This window comes from Paenibacillus sp. FSL R7-0345, from assembly GCF_038595055.1.
Lineage (GTDB): Bacteria > Bacillota > Bacilli > Paenibacillales > Paenibacillaceae > Paenibacillus_AQ.
Genome location: NZ_CP152002.1, coordinates 1320571 through 1343699, shown reverse-complemented (window position 1 = coordinate 1343699; position 23129 = coordinate 1320571). Strand labels below are relative to the sequence as shown.

At 49.9% G+C, this 23129-nt stretch carries 30 protein-coding genes and 5 tRNA genes; 9 read left to right on the top strand and 26 right to left on the bottom strand.

Annotation, left to right across the window (positions count from 1 at the left end; translation table 11 throughout):
- Window positions 1–15: 15 nt before the first annotated feature.
- From NST84_RS05765 to NST84_RS05755, 3 genes are read right to left on the bottom strand one after another with little or no spacing between them, the layout of a single operon-like run.
- Complete coding sequence (locus tag NST84_RS05765; RefSeq protein WP_342564666.1) at window positions 16–849, bottom strand: type II secretion system F family protein; 834 nt, start codon at window positions 847–849, stop codon at window positions 16–18.
- Window positions 843–2111: a CpaF family protein gene (locus NST84_RS05760; protein ID WP_342564665.1), complete on the bottom strand. Its 1269-nt coding sequence runs from the start codon at window positions 2109–2111 to the stop codon at window positions 843–845. The genes NST84_RS05765 and NST84_RS05760 overlap by 7 nt, the downstream gene beginning before the upstream one ends.
- The gene (locus NST84_RS05755) at window positions 2104–3273 is read right to left on the bottom strand and encodes a hypothetical protein (protein ID WP_342564664.1); all 1170 of its coding nucleotides are present in this window, start codon (window positions 3271–3273) and stop codon (window positions 2104–2106) included. The genes NST84_RS05760 and NST84_RS05755 overlap by 8 nt, the downstream gene beginning before the upstream one ends.
- Before the next feature lie 286 nt (window positions 3274–3559).
- Between NST84_RS05755 and NST84_RS05750 the strand changes: the two genes are divergently transcribed.
- Entirely contained in the window at window positions 3560–4744 is a 1185-nt protein-coding gene (locus tag NST84_RS05750) for a copper amine oxidase N-terminal domain-containing protein (RefSeq protein WP_342564663.1), read from the top strand.
- A gap of 56 nt (window positions 4745–4800) precedes the next feature.
- Here NST84_RS05750 and NST84_RS05745 read toward each other — a convergent pair whose 3' ends face one another.
- The 3 genes from NST84_RS05745 to NST84_RS05735 all read right to left on the bottom strand — a co-directional run bounded on the left by NST84_RS05745 (window position 4801) and on the right by NST84_RS05735 (window position 6213).
- A complete protein-coding gene (locus tag NST84_RS05745) occupies window positions 4801–5220 on the bottom strand; it encodes a thiol-disulfide oxidoreductase DCC family protein (RefSeq protein ID WP_342564662.1) in 420 nt (139 codons plus the stop codon).
- A gap of 97 nt (window positions 5221–5317) precedes the next feature.
- Window positions 5318–5596: a hypothetical protein gene (locus tag NST84_RS05740; protein WP_039870410.1), complete on the bottom strand. Its 279-nt coding sequence runs from the start codon at window positions 5594–5596 to the stop codon at window positions 5318–5320.
- A gap of 188 nt (window positions 5597–5784) precedes the next feature.
- Complete coding sequence (locus NST84_RS05735) at window positions 5785–6213, bottom strand: organic hydroperoxide resistance protein (RefSeq protein ID WP_342564661.1); 429 nt, start codon at window positions 6211–6213, stop codon at window positions 5785–5787.
- A 171-nt stretch (window positions 6214–6384) separates the two neighbouring features.
- Between NST84_RS05735 and NST84_RS05730 the strand changes: the two genes are divergently transcribed.
- Window positions 6385–6864 carry a glutathione peroxidase gene (locus NST84_RS05730; RefSeq protein WP_342564660.1) on the top strand — a complete coding sequence of 160 codons (480 nt, stop codon included), beginning with the start codon at window positions 6385–6387 and terminating at the stop codon, window positions 6862–6864.
- Between the two features lie 81 nt (window positions 6865–6945).
- Here the strand turns inward: NST84_RS05730 and NST84_RS05725 are convergent, their stop codons facing one another.
- The 3 genes from NST84_RS05725 to NST84_RS05715 all read right to left on the bottom strand — a co-directional run bounded on the left by NST84_RS05725 (window position 6946) and on the right by NST84_RS05715 (window position 8136).
- Entirely contained in the window at window positions 6946–7308 is a 363-nt protein-coding gene (locus tag NST84_RS05725; protein ID WP_342564659.1) for a DUF1304 domain-containing protein, read from the bottom strand.
- Between the two features lie 295 nt (window positions 7309–7603).
- Window positions 7604–7686, bottom strand: a tRNA-Leu gene (locus NST84_RS05720).
- 84 nt (window positions 7687–7770) lie between these two features.
- Window positions 7771–8136 carry a helix-turn-helix domain-containing protein gene (locus NST84_RS05715; RefSeq protein WP_342564658.1) on the bottom strand — a complete coding sequence of 122 codons (366 nt, stop codon included), beginning with the start codon at window positions 8134–8136 and terminating at the stop codon, window positions 7771–7773.
- Between the two features lie 142 nt (window positions 8137–8278).
- On the opposite strand from NST84_RS05715, the gene NST84_RS05710 reads away from it, so the two are divergent.
- On the top strand, window positions 8279–8476 hold the full coding sequence (locus tag NST84_RS05710) for an XRE family transcriptional regulator (protein WP_342564657.1): 198 nt from the start codon (window positions 8279–8281) through the stop codon (window positions 8474–8476).
- Between the two features lie 122 nt (window positions 8477–8598).
- The gene (locus NST84_RS05705) at window positions 8599–9141 is read left to right on the top strand and encodes a hypothetical protein (protein ID WP_342564656.1); all 543 of its coding nucleotides are present in this window, start codon (window positions 8599–8601) and stop codon (window positions 9139–9141) included.
- Between the two features lie 72 nt (window positions 9142–9213).
- On the opposite strand, the gene NST84_RS05700 is transcribed toward NST84_RS05705, so the two are convergent.
- The 11 genes from NST84_RS05700 to NST84_RS05650 all read right to left on the bottom strand — a co-directional run bounded on the left by NST84_RS05700 (window position 9214) and on the right by NST84_RS05650 (window position 16980).
- Window positions 9214–9296: transfer RNA gene (locus NST84_RS05700), tRNA-Leu, on the bottom strand.
- 3 nt (window positions 9297–9299) lie between these two features.
- A tRNA-Glu gene (locus tag NST84_RS05695) sits at window positions 9300–9374 on the bottom strand.
- A gap of 195 nt (window positions 9375–9569) precedes the next feature.
- Window positions 9570–10700 (bottom strand): alanine dehydrogenase, encoded by a 1131-nt coding sequence (gene ald / locus NST84_RS05690; RefSeq protein WP_342564655.1) that lies wholly within the window; start codon window positions 10698–10700, stop codon window positions 9570–9572.
- Between the two features lie 103 nt (window positions 10701–10803).
- Window positions 10804–12000: an ABC transporter substrate-binding protein gene (locus tag NST84_RS05685; RefSeq protein WP_342564654.1), complete on the bottom strand. Its 1197-nt coding sequence runs from the start codon at window positions 11998–12000 to the stop codon at window positions 10804–10806.
- Window positions 12001–12069: 69 nt separating this feature from the next.
- Window positions 12070–12771 carry an ABC transporter ATP-binding protein gene (locus tag NST84_RS05680; RefSeq protein WP_342564653.1) on the bottom strand — a complete coding sequence of 234 codons (702 nt, stop codon included), beginning with the start codon at window positions 12769–12771 and terminating at the stop codon, window positions 12070–12072.
- Window positions 12772–12776: 5 nt separating this feature from the next.
- Entirely contained in the window at window positions 12777–13556 is a 780-nt protein-coding gene (locus NST84_RS05675; protein WP_042173550.1) for an ABC transporter ATP-binding protein, read from the bottom strand.
- A complete protein-coding gene (locus NST84_RS05670) occupies window positions 13528–14493 on the bottom strand; it encodes a branched-chain amino acid ABC transporter permease (protein ID WP_342564652.1) in 966 nt (321 codons plus the stop codon). Before NST84_RS05670 ends, NST84_RS05675 begins: the two co-directional genes overlap by 29 nt.
- Before the next feature lie 12 nt (window positions 14494–14505).
- Window positions 14506–15411: a branched-chain amino acid ABC transporter permease gene (locus NST84_RS05665; RefSeq protein ID WP_342566359.1), complete on the bottom strand. Its 906-nt coding sequence runs from the start codon at window positions 15409–15411 to the stop codon at window positions 14506–14508.
- 532 nt (window positions 15412–15943) lie between these two features.
- Window positions 15944–16032, bottom strand: a tRNA-Ser gene (locus tag NST84_RS05660).
- A 5-nt stretch (window positions 16033–16037) separates the two neighbouring features.
- Window positions 16038–16113 (bottom strand) — tRNA-Asn (locus tag NST84_RS05655).
- Window positions 16114–16215: 102 nt separating this feature from the next.
- Entirely contained in the window at window positions 16216–16980 is a 765-nt protein-coding gene (locus NST84_RS05650; RefSeq protein WP_342564651.1) for an MBL fold metallo-hydrolase, read from the bottom strand.
- A gap of 128 nt (window positions 16981–17108) precedes the next feature.
- Between NST84_RS05650 and NST84_RS05645 the strand changes: the two genes are divergently transcribed.
- On the top strand, window positions 17109–17537 hold the full coding sequence (locus tag NST84_RS05645) for an Lrp/AsnC family transcriptional regulator (protein ID WP_342564650.1): 429 nt from the start codon (window positions 17109–17111) through the stop codon (window positions 17535–17537).
- A 149-nt stretch (window positions 17538–17686) separates the two neighbouring features.
- Here NST84_RS05645 and NST84_RS05640 read toward each other — a convergent pair whose 3' ends face one another.
- Window positions 17687–18142 (bottom strand): DinB family protein, encoded by a 456-nt coding sequence (locus NST84_RS05640; protein WP_342564649.1) that lies wholly within the window; start codon window positions 18140–18142, stop codon window positions 17687–17689.
- A gap of 168 nt (window positions 18143–18310) precedes the next feature.
- Here NST84_RS05640 and NST84_RS05635 point away from each other — a divergent pair, with 168 nt between their 5' ends.
- Window positions 18311–18967 (top strand): pentapeptide repeat-containing protein, encoded by a 657-nt coding sequence (locus tag NST84_RS05635; protein WP_342564648.1) that lies wholly within the window; start codon window positions 18311–18313, stop codon window positions 18965–18967.
- 4 nt (window positions 18968–18971) lie between these two features.
- On the opposite strand, the gene NST84_RS05630 is transcribed toward NST84_RS05635, so the two are convergent.
- Window positions 18972–19445: a SprT family protein gene (locus NST84_RS05630; RefSeq protein WP_342564647.1), complete on the bottom strand. Its 474-nt coding sequence runs from the start codon at window positions 19443–19445 to the stop codon at window positions 18972–18974.
- A gap of 132 nt (window positions 19446–19577) precedes the next feature.
- On the opposite strand from NST84_RS05630, the gene NST84_RS05625 reads away from it, so the two are divergent.
- Window positions 19578–19937, top strand: coding sequence for a hydrolase/acyltransferase (locus NST84_RS05625; protein WP_090715390.1), 360 nt, complete (start codon window positions 19578–19580; stop codon window positions 19935–19937).
- A 111-nt stretch (window positions 19938–20048) separates the two neighbouring features.
- Window positions 20049–20186 carry a cortex morphogenetic protein CmpA gene (cmpA, locus tag NST84_RS05620; protein ID WP_342564646.1) on the top strand — a complete coding sequence of 46 codons (138 nt, stop codon included), beginning with the start codon at window positions 20049–20051 and terminating at the stop codon, window positions 20184–20186.
- Window positions 20187–20306: 120 nt separating this feature from the next.
- Here cmpA and NST84_RS05615 read toward each other — a convergent pair whose 3' ends face one another.
- Window positions 20307–20474: a hypothetical protein gene (locus tag NST84_RS05615; protein WP_342566561.1), complete on the bottom strand. Its 168-nt coding sequence runs from the start codon at window positions 20472–20474 to the stop codon at window positions 20307–20309.
- A gap of 146 nt (window positions 20475–20620) precedes the next feature.
- Window positions 20621–21112: a DinB family protein gene (locus tag NST84_RS05610; protein ID WP_342564645.1), complete on the bottom strand. Its 492-nt coding sequence runs from the start codon at window positions 21110–21112 to the stop codon at window positions 20621–20623.
- A 229-nt stretch (window positions 21113–21341) separates the two neighbouring features.
- Here NST84_RS05610 and NST84_RS05605 point away from each other — a divergent pair, with 229 nt between their 5' ends.
- A complete protein-coding gene (locus NST84_RS05605) occupies window positions 21342–21896 on the top strand; it encodes a CGNR zinc finger domain-containing protein (protein WP_342564644.1) in 555 nt (184 codons plus the stop codon).
- Window positions 21897–21996: 100 nt separating this feature from the next.
- On the opposite strand, the gene NST84_RS05600 is transcribed toward NST84_RS05605, so the two are convergent.
- Both NST84_RS05600 and NST84_RS05595 read right to left on the bottom strand, forming a co-directional pair.
- The gene (locus NST84_RS05600; RefSeq protein WP_342564643.1) at window positions 21997–22473 is read right to left on the bottom strand and encodes a ferritin-like domain-containing protein; all 477 of its coding nucleotides are present in this window, start codon (window positions 22471–22473) and stop codon (window positions 21997–21999) included.
- A 168-nt stretch (window positions 22474–22641) separates the two neighbouring features.
- Window positions 22642–22899, bottom strand: a complete 258-nt coding sequence (locus tag NST84_RS05595) for a hypothetical protein (RefSeq protein ID WP_342564642.1) — start codon at window positions 22897–22899, stop codon at window positions 22642–22644.
- Between the last annotated feature and the right edge of the window lie 230 nt (window positions 22900–23129).

Here is a 23129-nt window from a genome sequence, read left to right as displayed (position 1 = left end):
AAACGGCCTTACCGCCTATAACGGAATATCCATAATCTTTGTGGTCCACCGGTAACACAGGAACAGGCCGGCTAAAGATAGGGTAGAAATAGCCATGCCTGCGCCGGTGTACATCGGCTGCATATAGTCACTTGCCGTCAGACTCATAAACAGTACCATCAGCAGCGGTGCCGCCAGCAAAGCTTTGGCTTCAAACTTCTTCTGGGCAATGCTTACTGCAATATCCTGCTGGATATCCAGCTTCTCACCAATAATGGTGGAGGTACGGCGCACCACTTCGACCAGATCACCGCCAGTACGCTTACAGACCGTAAAGACATCGGCAAACCGCTCCACATCCTCCATTCCGGCCCGGCGGCTGAAATCATGCAGCGCCTCTTCAATGGGCTGGTTGTATTCCATCCGCGCGCAGATAATCGACAGCTCTGCGAGCATATCGCTGTTCCCTTCAGGGTCGAGCAGCTGCAGGTCAGCTGCTGCTTCGCGGAAGGCATTCTCCACAGAGCGTCCGGCGGACAGCGAGGAGGAAAGTGAGAACAAGGTCTGCTTGAACTGCAGGTTAAGCGCAGATCGCCGCCGGTCCTGCAGATATTTGCGCAAAATCCGCGGCGTATAAGCCCCGGCCGGCACCAGCAGCAGGGAAATCAGGAGGTGATGATAGAACAGGTAGCCAATGCCGAACATCAGCAGCCCGCCTGCCAGCCACGCTGCTATCTTCAGGCGGGGAGACAGAACGTATACGGTATAATCCGGCAGCTGCGGCCTGTTATTCACCTCCTTGGCATTTGCAAGAACCGGTTTTCTGACATTTCTCTGCCTGACAGCAGGCTTCTTATCCGGCTTCAGCATACCGCCTCCTTCATCCCGGGTCCGGCTGTAAATTGCTGCAGCGGGTATTGATAAATGCCGGCCAGCTTCAGCTTCCCGGCATGCAGCAGGGGATTGCCGCAAGCAGTAAGGCTGCCTTCAATCTTTCCCTCCCGTTCCCCTGTCTCACGGAACTCGTATAAGGGATTCAGCACCACCTCCCCTGCCTGTAATCCGGCCACTTCACAGATCTCTACCACCCGGCGCGAGCGGTCCCGCAGCCTGGATAAATGCACAAAAATATCAATGGCTGAGCTGATCTGCTGCCGGACTACTGCTACAGGAAGATCGGCTGCACTGAGCACCATCGTCTCCAGCCTGCTGACCATATCCCCGGCACTGTTGGAGTGTCCCGTTGACAAGCTTCCTGCGTGACCAGTATTCATCGCCTGCAGCATATCAAGGCATTCCGCTCCCCGGACCTCCCCAACCACAATCCGGTTGGGTCTCATCCGCAGGGAGGAGCGGATCAGATCGCGGATCGTAATCTCGCCGCGACCCTCCGTGTTGGCATTTCTCGTCTCCAGCGAGACAAGATTAGGCACTGTAACAATCTGCAGCTCAGCTGAATCTTCGATTGTAATGACCCGTTCCTGGGACGGTATGAACTGGGACAAGGCGTTAAGGAAGGTAGTCTTCCCGGAGCCGGTCCCGCCGCTGATAAAAATGTTGTAGCCTGCCGCCACGAAAATCTGCAGCAGCTCCGCCGCTTCCCCGCTCAGCGCGCCCCGGCGCACCAGATCATTCATCGTCATCGGCGTTTCGGGAAATTTACGGATGGTCATGGCCGGCCCCTTCAGGGCAACCGGAGGCAGCACCACGTTGACACGCGAGCCGTCCCGCAGCCGCGCATCCACAATCGGCGAAGAATCGTTAACTACCCTGTCCACACCGGAGACCACAGTCTGAATGATATCCTCCAGCCTGCTCCTCGACTCAAAAGCCAGCGGCAGCCGCCGGATCTGTCCCTCCTCCTCTACAAAAATCTCCTCATGGCTGTTGATCATAATCTCCGTAATCGCCGGATTATCAACCAGGGGCTGCAAAATATCGAGGCCGCGGAAGGAATCAAACAGCTTCTTTACCAGCTCATGCTTCTCCTGGGCGGTCAAATAACGCAGGCTCTGCATCCCGAGAATCGTCCGCTCAATATAGCCGCTGAGCTCGCGGTTCCCAACGGCTGCTGTAACATCAAGCCCGGCCCGGATCTCCCGTTTCAGCTTCCTGAACAATTCCTCATGCATGCAGGCTACCCGTGAATACTTCCGGGAGCAGCGGCTCGATGATGCTCTGGCACAGCTGCTGTACACCTGCTATAAACGGCGGTGATTCCAGGCAGAGCTCCACATGATGCTGCAAGGCCCAGGACGGGATATAGGGCAGCTGCCCTGCCAGCTCAATCCCTTCAGGAGCCGGGTTATTGTAGCCCGATGCTGCGGCAAAGTTCAGAATGAACCGGCTTTTGTCCTGAATATCCTGCGGCCAGCCTGAATGGGCATAGCTGCCATGCTCCATCCACTTCATAGTCTTGTACAGGCTCGCCTCATCGTTTCTAAGCATCCAGAGCAGCACACCACAGCGTTTCAGTACAGCCTGGGTACGCTCCTCCTCAATGTTTCCTGTGTCCACAAGTACAAGGTCATAATGACCGGCTGCAGCAAGCAGCTCCAGTAAATCCAGCGTATCCGGCTCGGTCATCTGCAGCATCTCTTTAAAGTTCTCCACAGGCATGAACCCGTCACAGCGCAGAGCCTCATGCCTGCATACATAACGGTCCAGCTCAACCTTTCCTGCTAAGTCCTCCCCGCCTTCCAGATGTCCGGCCTTCAGCTCATAGAGCAGACCTTCCAGCCCTTGCGCCTTGAGCGCAGGCATCCGCACCAGCAGACCGCTGCTGTCCACACTCTCCAGATTTAAATAGAAAACGGACAGCCCCATTGCAGCAAGCTGCTTGGACATATTGAGCGCAAGGGTTGTTTTGCCGCTGCTGCCGCTGGCCGAGACTACTCCAAGCAGCAGGGTCTCTTCTCTGCGGGCAGAATCTGCCCGGGGACGCCTGACCTCGCAGAGCTGTAGAATAGATTCAAGCAGCGACGGCAAAGACTGATATTTCTGGATAACGGAACCACCTGCCAGATTCACTTTGTTACCCGCCGTTCTTCCATCCTCACTGAGAACTGCCCACGGCACTATGCTCTTCCCCTCCACCAGCCATGCTTCAATAAAAGCAAGATCGCCCACAACTGCATCCACCGGCTCGCCGCTCCCCATAAATTCCATGAAGGTATCCGGTCTGCTGAAAGCGGAAATCCGCAGCAATTCTCCGTAGTCGCTATGATGCAAATAGTGTAATAAAGGTTCAATATATTGACTCTCGCGTACGGCCAGCACAATCCTCGCCGCCATAACAGCCACTCTCCTCTCTGACAAAGCAAAAAAAGCACCGTCAATAACCGTAGAAACGGTCATTGAACGGTGCTTCCGCTCGTAATCCTTTAATTTACAGCTATAGTAGCATATATGCAGTATTGCGGCAATCTTTTTTTGAAAATAATCCATTTAGAGACTGCTAGACTGCTGACACACCCTATCCATTATGGGATATATACCCAAAGTGTATTTCAGGTTATACTAGTAGTTGGTAAAATTTTGCCAAACATAGAATACTATATGAAAAGGAGACTTACCGCAGATGAAATTATTACCCGGATTTATCGCCGTTTTGACTTTATCCAGTGCAATCAGCCTCTCCGCATCAGCAGCCGAAAAGCCGATTACAGTGCAGATCGACCAGCAGCAGCTGCAGCTGACCACGAACGCCCCGCTCAATGACGGCCACTCGATTCTCGTACCGATGCGTCCCATTTTTGAGAAACTGGGCCTGAGCGTCGTATTCGATGCCAAAACAAGTACGATTACCGCAACAAAAGAGGGCCTAATCATCAAGCTGCAACTCGGCAGCAAAAATGCCAGCATTAACGGCATCGTCAAACCGCTCCAGACCGCTCCCAAAATGATCAAAAATGTCACCTACGTACCTGTCCGGTTTGTAAGCGAAGCTACAGGCAATAACGTAGTATGGAATGCAACTACCAGAACGGTTGAGATTACCAGCCTGCAGGCTACTGATGATACTGCCTCGGTTGCTGATTTTTTCAGCAAGTATGTGAAGTATTCTAATGAAGAAAACTATGATGGCTTTATCAGTCTCATTGATGCCAAATCACCACTGGCCGCGATCGGTCCGCAGCTCAAGCAGCAGTTCGAAACCTATAACCTTAACGTTTCCGTGGACCAGCTGAACATCGTCGATTCCAAAACAAATGAAGTAACCGTACATACCATCGAGACGACGGAAAAACTCAGCGGACCCTTTATGCCGAACAGCCAGATGGAATATATTTATTCCCTCACCCGCGGTTCCAAGGACGCCGGTTGGAAGATCAGCAGTCTGCAGCTTCAGGCCGTGAATTACAGCCTGCCGGAGGGCGCCTTGACCGCAGCTGTAACCGTACCAAAAGCGGATGAAGATGCCATCAAGGCTGTATTTGTTGCCAATATGGAATACACCAACAAGGAAGATCTTGAAGGACTGATGTCCACGATAGATGAATCTTCCCCTGGTTATGAACAGAATAAAATTGTAGCAGCACAGCTTTTCCAGGCTTACGACCTCCAGGGTACCGTTGAATCGTCGCAGGTTATCGATTACACAGGCGACACAGCTGCCCTTTATACTGTACAATCCATCAAAAAACTCAAGGGACCACAGTTCCAGGACAACCGCAGTACAACAGTCACCACGGTAAGAAAGACGGCTGACGGCAAATGGAAGCTTGTGCAGAGCTACCCGCTTTCCTCCGAACCGCTTAAATAAATCTCTAAGCAGCACAAAAAAAGCAGCGGGAACCCTCCCGTTGCTTTTTTTTATCCTCACAGGAATCTGCTCTTAATATCCGGCGATGGAAGCAGGCATGCCTCATCTCTGCCAAACCAGCGATAACGGTTCCTTGCCACCACCTTGTACAGCACGTTGCGCAGCGGACGGGGTACAATCACAAAAACATAAGCCGCCGGCCATGGAAACCGCAGCTTACCTGCGATGCGCAGCACAGCAGAAGATTCGATGTAAACTCTGCCGTTCTCGAGCAGAACCACTGTATCGAGCCGGTCTGTTTCAAGCCCTGCGGCCAGCAGCAGCTCACGCCCTTTGTCACTCTGAAGAGAGGCGAACTTTATCCGGCCCTTGGGATCACGTGGAATAATGAACCGGACCAGCCCCTGGCACAGATTGCAGACACCGTCGATCAGCACCACTGTATGCCCGGCTTCCCGGCTTTTTCCGTTCTCCATACCCGCACACCCCTTCCGTACTCCACCCTATCCACCGGTCCATAAAAAAAACAAAAACGCGGGATTCGCTCCCGCGCATTCATTATCCGTCCGTTACTTATTCGGCAATCGCCTTTTCAATCCACTGATCACCGATCATCTGATCTTCGAATTCAGCAGTGTATGCTTCCATGCATTTGCAGATGAAGTCCTTGCGGCACACCGGGCATGGGGTTTTAAGCAGGCGGCTGATGTTCGTCATTTTCCATTCCGGATTCCGGCTGTAGAAGGCGCGGCATTGTGTTCCGTCAGCAGTTTTAATAATAAATTCGTACAAGCCCACTTTATCATTGCTGCTGGCTTTGGTCACATTCGTAATTTTCGGTCTGTAAGACATCTTCATCACCCATTATCTAAATTTTTGGTACATATAGCACACGTAGCTTTAACAGATACTTAGACATAATAAAGATTTTTGGGGGTGATGTCAACCGAAGTACGCGCTGCCGCCCGCTATTTGTCCTACAGACAAGACTTCTGTCTTTATTTAGCCATTTTTTCCAAAAATACAGCTTTATAGTCAACTTAAACGATATTAAGCTCCACCTCAATATTTCCGCGGGTTGCCTTGGAGTAAGGGCAGAATTCATGTGCCTTTTTGGCAAGATCCTCAGCCTGTGAACGTTCGATACCCGGCAGACTAACGTCCAGTCTTACACCCAGCTTAAAGCCGCCGTCACTCTCGTCCTTGCCGATCAGCACATTGGAAGTAACCGAAACATCCTGCAGCTTAACACCCTCTTTACGGGCAATATTAGCAAGCGCACTTTCATAGCAGGCCCCGTATCCCGCTGCAAACAGCTGCTCAGGATTGGTGCCGTTGCCTCCGGGTCCTCCAAGCTCTTTAGGCATTTTCAAATCATGCTTCAGAACGCCGTCCGAGGATTCAACCGAACCTTCGCGTCCTCCCTTAACGGTTGCTGTCGCTGTGTACAAAGCTTTTAATGTGGTCATCGTTAATCTGCTCCTTTTGGACTCAATTTTGGATTTACACACACTTAGAAATTAAACAACAGGTATTTTTTGAAACGATACTGCTAATGTTGTCACATTCCGTCCGCTTGCATCCTGCAATAAATAGTGTAAAATTAAATTGTGATAAATTTATGTTTGGAGGCCTGATTCATGAGCATTTATGATTATGAAGCCAACACCCTGCGCGGCCAGGAAGAGTCGCTCTCCAAGTACAAAGGCAAAGTCCTGCTCGTCGTGAACACAGCCAGTAAGTGCGGATTCACCCCCCAGTATAAGGGTCTCCAGGAGGTCTATGATAAATTCAAGGACCGCGGCTTTGAGGTGCTCGGCTTTCCGAGCAATCAGTTTGCCAGCCAGGAGCCTGGAGAGAGTGAGGATATCGCCGAGTTCTGCGAGATTAATTACGGAGTAACCTTCCCGATGTATGAAAAGGTCGATGTCAAAGGCGATAACGCCCATCCATTATTCAAATACTTGTCAAAAGAAGCACCCGGCGTTCTTGGTTCAAAAAGCGTCAAATGGAACTTCACCAAATTCCTGGTGGATCAGGATGGCCGTGTGCTGAAACGGTTTGCCCCTTCGACCACCCCTGACCAGATTGAGGCTGATATCGCCAAGCTGCTGGACTAATTTATTTCTGCTTTTTATGCAAAAAAACTCCCTGCAACCGGCCTTGAGCCAGGTACAGGGAGTTTTTGTGTCATGCTAAAGTTACCACTTCATGAGAACCGCAACGATTGCGACAAGTGCAGGCACAGCCTGAATATACAGAATGGTTTTTTTGGCTGTAAGGCTCCCGACAATCCCGGCAATCATGACGCAGCTAAGAAAAAACAGCTCAATATTACGGCCAACTGCCGCATCCGGATACAAGATCCCCCAGATCAGCCCCGCCGCCAGAAATCCGTTATACAGGCCCTGGTTAAAAGCGAGCGACTTCGAATCCTGCGCCACCTGCGCCGTCGTGCCAAAGGCCTTCTGTCCCTTCGGTGTGGCCCACAGGAACATCTCCAGATAGAGGATATAGATATGTAATAAAGCAATGACCGCAACCAGTACTACACTAACTGTCATATAATCTCCTCCGATATTCATTGATAAATAAATTATATCACTAACAATAATATTTTACACAATTAATTTTCGATCAGCCACGTCTTACCTTCCTCCGCTTTCATCAAGCTAAACAAAAGTTCACTGTTCGAATGAAAGCTGCCGTATTTCAAACAGTGTATTTTCCCCGCCTTTGTAATAGTAAGGAAACATGGAGCCTCCAGGAGATTTGACGGTCACTCCTTAATAAAAACAACAGGGCAGTGATTCTTAATTGCTCAAGAATCACTGCCCTGTTGTTCTGTACAAATTGTTATGCGGTAGAGAGGACTCGAACCTCCACGGGTATACACCCACTACCCCCTCAAGATAGCGTGTCTGCCATTCCACCACTACCGCGCGGTGTGTTGCAAAGTTAAAGCTTTGTCTGAGGTCAACATTCAATATTATAAACTGGTTTGCGGCAATTGTAAAGACACCTGCTCAGGAATTTTCTTCTTCCTGCATCTGCCTGCGGTACCGGGTGAACGCTATGTATTCCTTGATAAACTCCTGCTCTTTGGGCAGCAACTCTTCACTTTGGCAACTCAGTTGCCGCGTTTGGGCAGACAAATACGCCTCTCCTTCTTCACGGACCTTATCGGCAGTCTGTTTGCCAAGCATGAGCCAATCCAGGCTTACATGGAAAAATTCAGCGATATTGATCAGATGAAGGGTTCCCGGCGTGGACTTCCCGCTTCTCCAGTCCCCAAAATTGCCTAAGCTGATATTGAGCTGCTCACAAAAGGATTTTTTCGTAATCCCCCTTTGCTTGATCAGATCTTCTATACGGTTATATATGGTTTGCATCGTTCGACCGCCTTTCACAGCATTTTTTGACGCAAATACGTTATTTATATTGTAAAATGACGTAAAAAAGTTTATAATTGGTTATTATTAGTTTCAGCTGATTATATCATACGACTGGATAGTCGATAAGAGGTGAAGTCTGTTGAACAGCAAGCGTCCTGTAACTCCCTATGGCTGGGCGATCAAGCAGCGGCTGACAGAAATGCAGCTGGATCAGAAGAGATTCTGTGAACTGTACGGCATCCCGCCTTATCGCCTGTCCAATCTGATTCATGGTACACGAAAAGCCGAGCGTTACCGGCGCCAAGTATCTGAGCTTCTGAACCTGCCTCCGTCTTGACTACCTATCCTGCAAGCATCCAAGGAGCGATAACCTTGCCATTAAGCTTATCTTCATCCCTTATCTCTTCTTTAAACACTGTTACACATAATGCGCTTGTGATGGACAGTACCGGCTTCATCTTGTTTATCAACAAACAGTGGAGCGCCTATTTGGAGCGCAGCGGTTTATCCCCGGCGGCCAGGGTAACCGGAATCCATTACCTTGAGCTTTTCGAGGAGTGGATCGCCATCCCTGTCCAGCTCACAGCGCTCGATAATGCGATACAGGATATCCTTCAGGGCGGGCGCCTGATTTCCCGATCTGAATTTATTCTTCATACCCCTGCCCTGAGCGACCGCTTATTTAGTCTGGATGCTTTTCCGCTGTTTACAGAACGCTCTTCTGGAATCCAGCTGCTCGTTCTCTCCTTGCATGACAAGGGGCCCGCTGAGCTGCATCAGCATGATCAGGTCCGCGGCTATCACCCTTTGCGTCCGCGCCGTATTTCCGGCAGTCTGGTGCCCATCTGCGCCTCCTGCAAGTCTGTCCGCGGCAGCAAGGAGGAATGGATTACGGTTGAACGTTTCCTGCAATTACAGCTCTCCCTGCAGTTTACTCACGACATCTGCCCGGATTGCATCCGCCAGCTCTACCCGCAATATGCGGGAGTCCTGAACCAGTAAATCTTATCTTTCTGTCCATAAAGCAAAAGGAACGAAAATCCTTGATAATCAAGGTCTTCGTTCCTTTTATTATGCGGTAGAGAGGACTCGAACCTCCACGAGCATACGCCCACTACCCCCTCAAGATAGCGTGTCTGCCATTCCACCACTACCGCATATGGTGACCCGTAGGGGATTCGAACCCCTGTTACCTCCGTGAAAGGGAGGTGTCTTAACCCCTTGACCAACGGGCCTTGCTGATCAATTGTGTTTACCACAACAAAAATGAGTATATCAAACTCTTTCCACTTTGACAAGTACTTTTTTCAATAAAAATTAATCGACTGGCCATCCGGGAGGCGACGGATTAATTAGATGCAATAATCAAAAACTGTCCCTCCCGTCTAAGCTCTGCAATGCGCAAGAGAATGCTTGGGATTTCAAACGATTTATCCGCCATCTGCCGCCAAGGCCTCTGCTCCGTCGATTGGTTCATAGCCGAGACTCTTGGCTACCGCCGCATTCGTGACATGACCGGCAACTACATTAAGCCCGCGGGCCAGCGCCGGATTATCAAGCACTGCCTTGTGAATGCCCGAGTTTGCAATCTGCAGCGCATAGGGCACTGTTACATTGGTAAGGGCAAGCGTGGAGGTCCGGGCCACCGCACCGGGCATATTGGCTACCGCATAATGCACAACACCATGCTTTACATAAGTCGGATTCTCATGGGTAGTCGTGCGGTCGATCGTCTCAATAGAACCTCCCTGATCGATTGCCACATCTACTATGACAGAGCCCTCACTCATCTGCTGCACCATATATTCTTTTACCAGCTTGGGTGCACGGGCACCAGGGATAAGCACAGCACCGATCAGCAAATCTGCTTTGTGAACGGCCTGCTCCAGATGATAGGAGTCCGACATGACAGTAATCAGACGCCCGCCAAAAATATCATCCAGATAGCGAAGCCGGGCAGCATTATTATCCAGCACAGTAACGCGCGCACCTAAACCAAGGGCCATCTTGGCCGCATTAGTGCCTACGATTCCGCCGCCCACGATAACCACCTCACCAGGCTGTACACCGGGTACACCGCTGAGCAGAACACCCTTGCCGCCCTGCGGCTTTTCCAGCAGTCTTGCTCCAATCTGCACCGCCATCCGGCCGGCAACCTCACTCATCGGGATCAGCAGCGGCAGCGAGCCGTCTGTAAGCTGGATTGTTTCATAGCCTACAGCGGTAACTCCCCCATCCACCAGTGCTTTAGTAAGCTCCGCTTCAGGCGCAAGGTGCAAATAAGTAAACAGAATCAGCCCTTTGCGGAAATGACCGTATTCCTCAGGCAGAGGTTCTTTCACCTTGAGCACCATTTCGGCCTCACTCCATATTTGAGCAGCCGCAGCATACACCAGTGCCCCTTTTCCCACATACTCGCTGTCACTAAAGCCACTGCCCGCACCGGCCGACTGCTCTATCAGCACCTTATGGCCTGCTTTGCATAAGGCCTCTACACCGGCAGGGGTCAGGGCTACCCGGTTTTCGTTGTTTTTGATCTCTTTTGGCACTCCGATAATCATGACCATTCCTCCTCCATTAAGGATGACAAAAGAAAGGCCCGCAAAGGAGCCTTCCTCTATAGAGTCCATTATTCATTCCCCACATTATATGCGGAGGAATCGCTTAAGGATTAACTTTAGCTTCAAAAGTCTGAACACCATCAACGAATTTCAGCACGACAGCCGCTTTAACCGGGTCATGGGTTTCGTTCAGGGTGATTTTACCTGTAGCCAGCTGCAGATCTTTCGTTGCTGCCAGAGCATCCTTGATCTTCGCCGGGTCAGCTTCGCCTGCACGGGTGATCGCATCGGCAACCAGCTTAAGCGCATCATAACCGAGAGCCGCCATACCGTCAGGTACTGCACCGCCATTAGCTTCTTTGTAAGCATCAACGAATGTAGTTACTTCTGTAGCCGTATCTTCAGGTGAATAGTGGTTGGACATAAAAGTGTTCTCAAGTGCTGCGGCACCGGCAATTTCAGCCAGCTGCGGGGAATCCCAGCCGTCTCCGCCCAGGAACGGTACAGTGATACCCATCTCACGGGCCTGTTTTACGATTTTACCTACTTCTTCATAGTAGCCCGGCAGATAGATAACATCCGGATTAGCTGCTTTGATACGGGTCAGAACCGCTTTGAAGTCGGAGTCTTTCTGCTGATAGGATTCCTGGCTCAGAATTTCCCCGCCATTAGCCTTGAAGGTTTCCTCGAAAAATTTCTGCAGACCCTTGGAGTAGTCACTTGAAGTATCGGTATAAATTACTGCTGTTTTAGCACTGAGGTTGTTGCTTGCAAAGTTAGCCATAACTTCACCCTGGAAAGGATCGATAAAGGCTGCGCGGAATACCCATTCGTTCACATCGCCGCTGCGCTCGTCAACAGTAACCTTAGGGTTGGTAGCACCAACAGCTACAAGCGGAATCTTCTTCTCGGTAGCAACCGGAACGATACCCAGTGTATTCGTGGAGGTGGATGCGCCGATAATCGTAACTACTTTATCGTTGGTGATCAGCTTCTGTGCCGCCTGTGTTGCTTCCTCGGATTTCGAGGCATTGTCGGCAATAACCAGCTCAAGCTGTTTGCCCAGAATACCGCCCGCCGCATTGATCTGCGCTACAGCCAATTGAGCACCTTTGGATGCGGAGTCGCCGAAAGAAGCCTGGCCGCCTGTTAGCTCTAGGTTGGCCCCGATTTTGATGGTGTCCCCGGCAGCATTTCCGCCGCTTGCAGAGTTCGTGCTGTTCTCTGTGTTGTTGCCGCAGCCTGCCGCTAATACCGCAGTCAGTACTGTTGACAAAATAATGGCCCCAATTTTTTTCATAGTTTCTCCCAGCCTCCCAAATATTATAGTTTCTATGTGTTGGATCTGTGATGCTTGAGATAAATCTATCTAGTGGCCGAGATAGGCCATCCTGATCTCTTCCGAATCCGCAAGTTCCTTGGCGTCCCCCTCCAGAACCACTCTTCCGGTTTCCAGCACATAGGCGCGGTGGGCAATCTTAAGCGCTTGATGGGCATTCTGTTCAACCAGCAGGACGGTTGTTCCGGCCGCATTGACTTCCTGTATGATTTTGAAAATATCCTGTACCAGCAGCGGAGCAAGCCCCATCGACGGCTCATCCAGCAAAAGCAGCTTGGGATGGCCCATAATGGCGCGGCCCATGGCCAGCATCTGCTGTTCCCCGCCGGACAGCGTTCCGGCCTGCTGCTTCTTGCGCTCAAGCAGCCTCGGAAACATGCTGTAGACCCTCTCGAAATCGGCGGTAAGACTTTTGCCGTCCTGCAGGTAAGCTCCGAGCTCAAGATTCTCTTCCACTGACATATTGGCGAACACGCGCCGTCCCTCAGGGCAATGAATCAGCCCGTCTTTGACAATCGCCTGGACACTCTGGCCGGTAACGGATTTGCCCAGAAATTCAATGCTCCCTGTTTTAGGCTTAAGCAGCCCGGACAGCGTCTTGAGCAATGTTGACTTTCCGGCGCCGTTGGCACCGATCAGCGTTACAATTTCCCCTTGATTCACTTGGATACTGAGATCCTTCAATGCATGAATGGCACCGTAGTAAACGTTGATTCCCTGTACTGTGAGCATCGCCTTTACGCCTCCTGTCCCAAATACGCTTCAATAACCTTCGGATTGTTCCGGATTTCCACCGGCGTTCCGTCGGCGATAAGGACTCCGCGGTCCAGGACATAGATCCGGTTGCAAACCCCCATCACCAGCGACATATCATGCTCGATCAGGAGAATGGTCAGATCAAATTCTTCACGGATCCAGGCAATCAGATTCATCAGGTCCCGGGTTTCATTCGGGTTCATACCAGCCGCCGGTTCATCGAGCAGCAGCAGCTTGGGTCCGGCAGCAAGCGCCCGGGCGATTTCCAGACGGCGCTGATTACCATAGCTGAGGTTGCCGGCGGTTTCCTGGGCCTGATCAGCGAGATTAAAAATTTTGAGAATATCCATCGCCTTCTGCGTGATTTCCTCTTCACCTTTGAAGTGCTTCGGCAGACGGAGCATAGAGCTGAACAAGGAATGTCTGGCATGCTGGTGAAAGGCGATTTTGACATTTTCCAATACGGTCATAGCCGTAAAGAGCCGGATGTTCTGGAACGTGCGCGCCGCACCTTTGTGATTGATTTTAAAAGGCTTCATGCCGCCTACCGATTCATTATTGAGCAGAATCTTACCGGTAGAGGGCGGGTACACCCCGGTTAACAGGTTAAACAGTGTTGTTTTGCCGGCGCCGTTCGGTCCGATCAGACCGATCAGTTCCCCTTTGTTAATATAAAGGGAAACTTCACTCAGCGCCTTGAGGCCTCCGAAGGAACGGCTGGCTCCCTTGACATCAAGGAGTACTGCTGTCGATGCTGCCATTTGCTTTGGCCTCCTTTTTACCGAGCTTGCCGAAATTGAGTTTAGTTTTGCCGAGCAGGCCGCTTGGACGGAAAATCATCATCATGATCAGCACGATGGAATAAATAATCATCCGCCATTCCGGGAATTCACGCAGATAAGTGTAGAGCAGAGTAACGAATACCGCTCCTACAATTGAACCCGCCGTACTGCCGAGTCCCCCAAGAACGACCATGACCAGAATTTCGAATGATTTCAGGAAGTTGAAGCTGCCGGGAGTAATAACGTAGAACGTGTGTGCCGATAAACCGCCCGCCATCCCTGCGAACAACGCGCCGATGGTAAAAGCGATAACCTTGTACATGGTGGTGTTAATCCCCATAGCTTCAGCGGCAATTTCATTTTCGCGGATTGCCAGACAGGCACGGCCATGTGTAGAACGGATAAAGTTATTGATAAGAACAACCGTGAACAAGGTGAAGAGGAAAATGATCGTCCAGGTTGTTTTTGCCGGAATACCGCTCAGACCGGAAGCGCCGCCCACATATTCAGTGTTCAGCAAAACAATCCGGATGATCTCACCAAAGCCCAGTGTAGCAATCGCCAGATAATCGCCGTTGAGCCGAAGCGTAGGCATCCCGATCAGCACCCCGAAGATCGCCGCTACGATGCCGCCCGCAATAATAGCCAGCACAAACGGTACGTTGTAATCAAGCGTCAGAATAGCTGAAGTATAAGCGCCAACAGACATAAAGCCGGCGTGCCCGATCGAGAACTGCCCTGTAATCCCGTTAATCAGGTTAAGCGAAACCGCCAGCATGACATTAACGCCAACCAAAAGCAGCATTGACCTTGTTACATCATTAAATATTCCCGTTGTTAGAAGAACTTGAACGATACCATAGAACGCAAGGGCAACGATAATGCCCAGCCAGAATTTCTTATTCAGCTTCTTCATGCTGCCCCCCACCTACACTTTCTCCCGGACATTCTTACCGAACAGCCCGGATGGTTTGAAGATCAGGATCAGAATCAGCACGGCAAAGGCAACACCGTCACGCCAGGATGAATAACCAAGCGACGAAATTTCAGTCTCCACTGTTCCCAGCAGCAATCCGCCGACAAGCGCGCCCGGAATGCTTCCGATTCCTCCCAGTACTGCCGCTACAAAAGCTTTAAGTCCCGGTGTTACGCCCATTAACGGATCAACGGAATTGTAAGTCATACCGAAGATTACACCGGCGGCTGCAGCAAGCGCAGATCCGATGGCAAAGGTAGCCGAGATGGTACGGTCAACGTTGATCCCCATCAGCCGCGCCGCTTCCATATCAAACGATACAGCCCGCATTGCCTTGCCGGTCTTAGTGTAACGTACGATATATTGCAAAATAATCATCAGGACGATAGTGGTTATCAGAATCATGACCTGATTGGAATCGACTTGAATGGAGCTTCCGAACAGCTGATACTGCTTCTTCTCCATAATATCCGGGAACCCCTTGGCCTGCGGCCCCAGGATAAGCACTCCGATATACTCCAGCAGGAATGATACGCCGATAGCCGTTATAAGTGCAGCAATTCTCGTGGACTTGCGCAGCGGCTTATACGCCAGCCGTTCAATGGTAATCCCAAGCAGCGAGCTCATCGTCATCGAGATAATCAGCGACAGCAGAAGTACCAGCACCGGAGGCAGTCCGGCATTAGCCAGAAACCTGGCACTGTACAGTCCGATAAACGAGCCGACCATAAACACATCGCCGTGAGCAAAGTTGATCAGCTTGATAATCCCGTAAACCATTGTGTAGCCAAGGGCGATCAGAGCGTAAATGCTGCCTACGGAAATTCCGTTAATTAGTTGCTGAATGAAGTACTCCATCGCCATCCCCTTTTCCCCATATTAATTAAAATTCCCCTTTCTCTGTCTCCCAATCTGTTTTTCTTATAAGATGTCATTTATACTAACACACACTTTTGAATTCGTCACTAATAAATACAAGGTTTTAATATAATTTTCGAAATAATGAGTTATATTACATAACACAAAATGTAAGTTATGAGTTATATACTCCTGTATTTCCTTGAAATCAGGAGTAAAACGGAGAAAAACAGAGGATTTTCGAGGATGATTCTTTTGAATTTCAGTTCCTTTTCTAATACAATACTTTATTTTTCCGTAAAAAATATAACATTTGTCTCTTCACAGCAGCAGTTCTTCAACTGATTAAAGGAAAAACGGTTTGCATTATTAGTATTCTGTATCTTTATATAGTTTACTGTAGTTTTCGGTGAGAATAGCTGACATAAGACACGAAACTTTAACAAATCAAATTTGTGTACCCCGTAGCATTAACTTAAACAAGCACAAAAAAAGCCCCCGGAAAACCGGGAGCTTCATTTCTGTATTCCGACGGAGAGAGAGGGATTCGAACCCTCGCACCGCTTACGCAGTCTAACCCCTTAGCAGAGGGTCCCCTTATAGCCACTTGGGTATCTCTCCAAGAATGGCTCCCCGAACAGGACTCGAACCTGTGACAACTCGATTAACAGTCGAGTGCTCTACCAACTGAGCTATCAGGGAACATTACATGAACAAGAAATAATTTATCATGATTTCGGGTTCCCGTCAAGCGGCGGCACAGACTTTTTTTAGAACGGTTACATTGGAATGCCATTATGGCTTTTATCTAAGCGGATTGCAGTACTCCCCGTCCAAAGGAATGCTTACACGCTCCAGCATTCCTTCTTCGGCCAGACGATCTTTAAGCATGTCCCGGGTTACGAGGCAGTGATTAATAGCTTCCATGTGAACTGCGATGACTGCAGCTTCCGGCGCATGGCGGCAAACGTCTACAACATCCTGCTCATCCATCGTAATATGCCCTCCTGTCACAAAGCGTGCACCTCCGGCATTCACAATAACCGTCCCGGGACTATGCTGTTCCAGAGCCTGCTCGACTTCTTCACACCATATCGTATCCCCCGCCAAATACAGCACAGGCTCACCCTCTGCCCGGAAAATAAAACCGGACACCTTACCCATCAGCTCCCCGATCTCTCCTGTACCGTGCTGACCGCCTATTCGTGTTAAAGTCACACCTTGGACAACCAGCGGCCTGTCATCAGGCACCGCAGTAACATTCGTAAAGCCTTGCCCGCCGATTCGGTCCTCATCCCCTTCCTGACACAACACAGGCAGGTCATACGCCAAAAGCGAAACGGCAGCAGCATCCCAGTGATCCTGATGAAGGTGGGTTACCAGCACAACATCGGGATTCAGCCACTTCTCTGCCGGACCGGGCAGCGGAACCAGCGGATTTCTGCGGTCATTAGCCGTGTTGATGATAGGCGGGTTGGCCGCTTGTTCGCTAAGCATAGGGTCAATCAGGAACGTAAGACCACCATATTGCAGCCAAAGGGCGGCATTGCGGATCAGTTGGATTTTCATATGGGAAACCCTCTTTCTTCAGTCTGACTTCTGCTACAATTCATTATAGAAGCTCTGCGCTGTACAATACATTGCGGCGCGAAACAGATCAGCCGATTCTACTTTCATCCGGAAAGGATTAACCTACTATGACTTCCCATCTTATCGACGATACCGATTTCCGTATCCTGCAATACCTTATCGAGGATTCTACACTTAGCCATAAAGACATCGGGGTGCTGGTGCATATGACCGGACAGGCCGTAGGCGCGCGTATCCGCAGAATGCGGGAGCTGGAGATCATCGAAGGCTATACCGTGCGCTGGAACCCGGTCAAAATCGGACAGAGCATACTTGCTTTTGTCACCGTATTTTTGAGCTCGAACGCCGCACACCCTCCTTTTCAGCATTTTGCCAAAAACCATGATAGTGTAATTGAGCTGCACCGGGTCAGCGGCGAAGGCTGCTACTGGATGCGTGTGCGGCTGAAGGATCAGGGGGAGCTGAATGCTTTTTTGGATGAGCTGCTGGAGTTCGGGAATTACCGGGTAAATTTGGGGATGGGACAACTCAAATAAGGCAGCGGGCTGCATGGTCGCGAATTTATTCTTTATTTGCTTAAGCCACTTTTCTCTTTTCGCTTTAGAGCTGGTTTTCACCATGTTTAAACTCAGCCACTTTACATTTTGACTGCCCGTTTTTTAAGCGTGCCTTTATTAAGATCCCGTCAGAGTCTCGCAAACGTGATGTAATCAACTTGAGCAGGCTCTGCTGATTCGCCCCGCAGCGCCCGGTTAATCTGCCCCCGGTGATATTGCCCATGCAAAAGGACCTGCAGCAGAATATCCTGGACGGACGTCCGGAACGGAAGTCCGCTCTGGTTCGCATAGTCGATCATCTCATCTAAGCCGGATTCCTCCAACCCTGCGATGTACACCCGATATCGCTCTGCGTTTTCTTCGAACATCGTCCGAATCGCCGCCACGTCCTCCGCATCCTCCCACAATGAATACTGCGCACTGCCCTTACCCTGCAATCGGGACAACCAGACCCCTTCCGCAACCGCAACATGCCGAACCAGCTTCAGAAGGTCTTTGCTCGTCGTCTCACTATCCTCGAGCGCTTCCACGATGCGTCCGTCCGCCCAGTACAAATGATCCATCATGCTTTTAATCGTCTTCATTTCCGTTTTCCTCTCTTTGTCTCTTTATTTGCTCCGCTTTTATGTTTCTCTGGCAGCATCCAGCACAGAATGTTTGTTTGCATTCACGCGAGAGTTTACCGCATAATGATTACCAGATGAAGGTAATCTTCATTTATAAACATTTGTTACCTTGGAGGCAGGGCATACATGAAGAACAAAAGTGATAAAACCGAAAAGATTGAATTCCCGAAAATCCCCGATCCCGCTCTTTTACCACCGCAGCATATAGATGCCTTGCAGACCAAAGAGGAATACAGCCGCTGCCAGATCAGCGATATTCAACTGGAGTATCAGGAGGCGGAGAAGGTCTCTTTTGACAAGGTATTATTTAAAAATGTGACCATCAGCGAATCCACCCTCCGCGCCATCGAGCTGACGGATGTGGTCTTTGAGAACTGCGACCTCTCTAATGTAGATTTCAGTGAGGCCTTCGTCCACCGTACCGAGTTCAGACAATGCAAAATGATCGGCACCGACTTTACCCGCGCCCGCTTCCAGAATGTCTCTGTGATTGACTCGCTCTGCGATTTCTCCAGCTTCCGGTTCGGCAAGCTTAAGCTTATCGGCTTCTCGCAATGCTCGCTGAACAGCGCCGATTATTATCAGGCAGACTTTCAGAAGGTCTCATTCGAAGACTGCACAATCGATCAGGCTGTCATGGCCGGAGTTAAGCTGAAGGACACCGATCTGAGCAGCTGTGAATTCAGCGGGCTGCAGGTGGACATCGAAGATTTGCCTGGCTGCATTATCTCTGCAGATCAGGCAGCTTCTTTTGCCGGACTGCTGGGCCTGGTTATTAAGTAACGAATTATTTTCCGGCTTCCAGTGTCAGCAGCTTGAGCTTGCCGGCACATTTGCCGCAGCGGTAGCGTGCCGGATCGGCCCGCCGCTTGCGGGGATATTCCATATCACAGGCAGTACACACCAGCTTGTACCGGTAAGGCTGCGGCTTACGTGCTTTAGCCCCCGGCAGTGTCTGGCAGTAGCGGCTCCCGCCGACTTTGGCCAGCAGGCTTTTGAAATCGGCATCCCTGTGCATATATCCGCGCTTCGCCAGATGCAGGTGGTAGTGGCAGAGCTCATGCTTGATGATTTTCTCCGTCTCCTCATGCCCATGAATGGCAAGCTGCTGCGGATTAATCTCTATATTATGGCTTTTGGTAAAATACCGCCCGCCCGTTGTCGTCAGTCTGCCGTTAAAGCTGGCTTTGTGCCGGAACGGCACGCCGAAGCTGCTGAGCGATATCCGCTCAATCCACTGCTGCAGCTCCTCATTGCTCATACTGATGCTTGTACCAGACGTAGCGTCCGCCTCCTTTTTAACGGTGCAAAAATAACATCACCTCTTGAATTGTAACTTGCTCATAGGCTACACTGTCAAGAAGGAAGACAAGTACGGAGGGAGACACAGAAAATGCCGAAAATGCGGTATGTGATTTTGCAGCAGCACCAGGAACTGCAGTTTGTAGAAATGCCTGAGGAGTACGCGTACCAGCTGAGTGCGCTTAATCTGCGCCTGAACAAGGAAATTGCCAAGCTGACCGCCGACAATGTGCCGGATCTGCCACTGGCGGTTGCGGAGTGTGACGCGCTTGAGCTTTTGCGTGAAGGGGATGTGCTGGAGTCGGGGCTGGGTTATATTAACCGGCTGGAGAGCGCTTTTGCCTCCATACAGGAGAAGGAATACCCGCTCATCTCGCTGCTGACAGAGATCCGTGCCCTGCAGGCACAATTAGAGCAGTGGTACGAAGAGGAAGAAGAAGGCGTGCACTAATCTTTCTTATAAGAGCCGGACGAGCCAAATTGTCAACCGCTGCCGCACCTTTAGGCACCTTAACCCATATGCTATCTGTACATAGGATGCATGCTTAGAGGAGGGGTACACTTGCCGCAGTGGCTCTGCAATCAATTAATGAAGGCTTATTTCAAAAAAGACCGGCGCCAGATCAAAATGCTGAATGAATGCTGGTTCTTTTATCGAAACTCCGGGGAGACCCGTGAATTCGCTCAACGGGATTTATAGTTCAAAAAGCAAAAGCCGTGTCTACCCTCAGGTAGGCGCGGCTTTTTGATTAAACGTACCGTAAGGGGCATAGCTGAGATCGGCATGTGGCACTGTGGTGAGTACTTACTCCCCTTTTAATTAAAACATCGGGAAAACGTACCGTACCAGGAAGAATAATATTCCGAAGATAATAATAATGTAGGCAGCGTATTTAATAAAGGTGGATGCGACAGCGCTGGAATCCGAGTGCTTGCGTACCTCCGTGCGTTCGACCTCGACACTTCTGTCCTTGTAATTCGGTTCCATCATCAATCTCTCCCTTCAAATTTGAACTGTTATGACATCCATTAACCCCGGATTTTTGAAGTTGAAACAAACAACCGCACCTCACAGCGCCTGGGAAAGTACTTTAATGGCGGGAGATGCGGCTATTTTTTTGGGATAAGGTCAACCTAGTTAAAACTGCGTGTAGACGGCCACGAGCCCTGCAGCTTGCGGATCAATACAATTTGTCCGGTATGGTAAAAGTCATGCAGGATCAGGCTCATTACTTCTTCACCCGGAGCATGTCCGGAGCCGCCCCAGTCATACGCGCCTTCTTCGAGGGCTTCGATAATCTCACGCAAGGAAGCATGTACCGATTTCAACTTGGTAACGGCCTGTGTCCAGGCTTCTTCCCCGCTCTCCGTAACGGTAAATGTGGCATCGTTGTTTTCCAGGTCTGGAAGCTGTTCCAGCCCCTTAAGCTTGCGTAACAGACGCTCTTTGTAGTAAGTCAGATGGTTAACCGTCTCCCAGATCGAGTTGCCCGCTTCCCCCGGCTTCCAGGCCGCCTGCTCGGCATTTACACCCTCCAGAGCATCACTCAGCGGCGGCGCCCAGTCCTCGGTGTCCATGGCATAATCCCAGTTTTCGAGCAATACCTCACTGATTTTGTTTTGCATGATAGACCTCCTATGGGTTTAATAAATGGTTAACGTAAAGTTCTTAGTATGTTTACTCTGCTGTCTGTCCTTCAATAGTTAGTGCATCATTCTGTAACCACTTAAATAAACTAATAACAGTTACAACGAAAATATAGCACAACTCCAAAACTGAATCAAGTAACTAGCAATACTTAGTTTTAACTGTTACAATCAAGGGAACAATGAATGGCGGGAGGAGGGATAAACCATGCTTTGGGATGATTTCATTAACAGTTATTGGCGGGATTGGCGGACTGGCGACCGCAGTGGTGACCGCGACCGTCTGGACGATCCGCAGTGGCTGGCAGAATGGCTGGAACGGCATGGGCTACCGGCAGCTGCACCGGCAACGCAAGAGGAGTTACAACACCTTAAACAGCTGCGTAGCTTGCTGTGGACGGAGGTCCAGCAGCTTGTACAGGGAGTTGCCCCGGATCAGACACTGCTTGACCAGCTGAACAGTTATATGACGGCTGGTCCGGTTATCCGGCAAATTGTCACTCCCCCCGGCAAGTCTCCAGAGCTCGTCCTCCTCCCCCAGCGCAGTGATTGGGAACAGATCATGGCCGAGATCGCCGCCTCTTTTGCCGAGGCTGTGCTGGAGAAGGAACTGTCCCGCATCCGTATCTGCGACAATCCGGACTGTCTCTGGGTGTACTACGATGATACGCGTAACCGTTCGAAACGGTACTGTGATGATAAAATGTGCGGGAATTTGATGAAGGTGCGGCGGTTCAGGGCGCGGAAGAAGGCCGGGGAGTAGATGTACGATTCAATAAGGTCTGCATCACTCCCCGTAAGAGGGGAACATCTCCGCGCAGTATAAGGATCTGTGAATTTATGAAGTGCTGTCCAAATGATTATTACTGTTTTACAGTTAAGTTTTGTAGTAACAGATTATCATATTTAGCCGCATGTTTTTGTTCATCGAGAATAATTCCATACAAAGTATCCTTGTAAATGCCGTACGGGAGGCCGAACCATATCTTTCGGTATTTTTCAACTGCAGATAATTCACCCTGAAAGGCTTTTTGCAACCCGGCAATATAAGAATCAACCTTTTCTGGAGCCTCATTGCTATTTCCCGTTACTTCATGACCTGTTAGTTCCCTATACATTTGTCGAAACATTTGATTGTGTCCTCTTTCATCGTTCCGAATAGCCGTAATAACTTCAACCTGTTCTTGGTTCGGAGCTAGCTTAATGAGCTGATCATAAAATAGCTCATCATTTCGTTCACCTTGTACGGAACTCTTCATTAATTCGAGTGCATCTTGTGTTGAAGTGGCCCAAACAGGGACGAATTGTGCTCTAAACCAATACGGATAAACCTTATACATGAGCTTAACCTCCATAATATTAGCATTTATATCCTCAATTATATGCACATAAGCCCAGTGTGTGATTTACAGAACGGGTTGTTACACAGCACTAGGAGATCCACAAAAAAAAAGTGCGCCCCCTCCATTTTCCATCCACGGAGAGCACGCACTCATTATTTTAAACCATCACTCCCTAACCACCACCATCTCCCGCTCCAGCTCCGCCTCGATCTCCTCATTACTCACGACAGTTTCTTTTGCCTCCGCGATTCCCAGGTGCTGCTTAATCTGCTTCAGGTCACTCTGTACCTCCCGGAGCCGGGCGTGAATGCTGAACAGGAAACCAAAACCAACAGCAAGCATCGTGAACAGTCCGTAGGGGCCAAGGAAGGAGGATATAATGATAGCGGTTACAATTGCAACGATAGTTCCAAGAATGATCATGTGCAATCTCCTCATCTCTAAAAGAATATACTTTATTCAGCACGACTCACACTTTCCGGCCAACACAATCTTGGTATGTCCCTTCTTACTTTATAATCCTTTTTGCACCCGCACAAACATGAAATTTCATTTGGTACATGTTTCTTCAGCAGTTAATACTACATTTATAATATTTACCAATTTAATTATTATTCGTTTCTTTTCCTTTACAAAAAAAGCCCCGGGGAAGC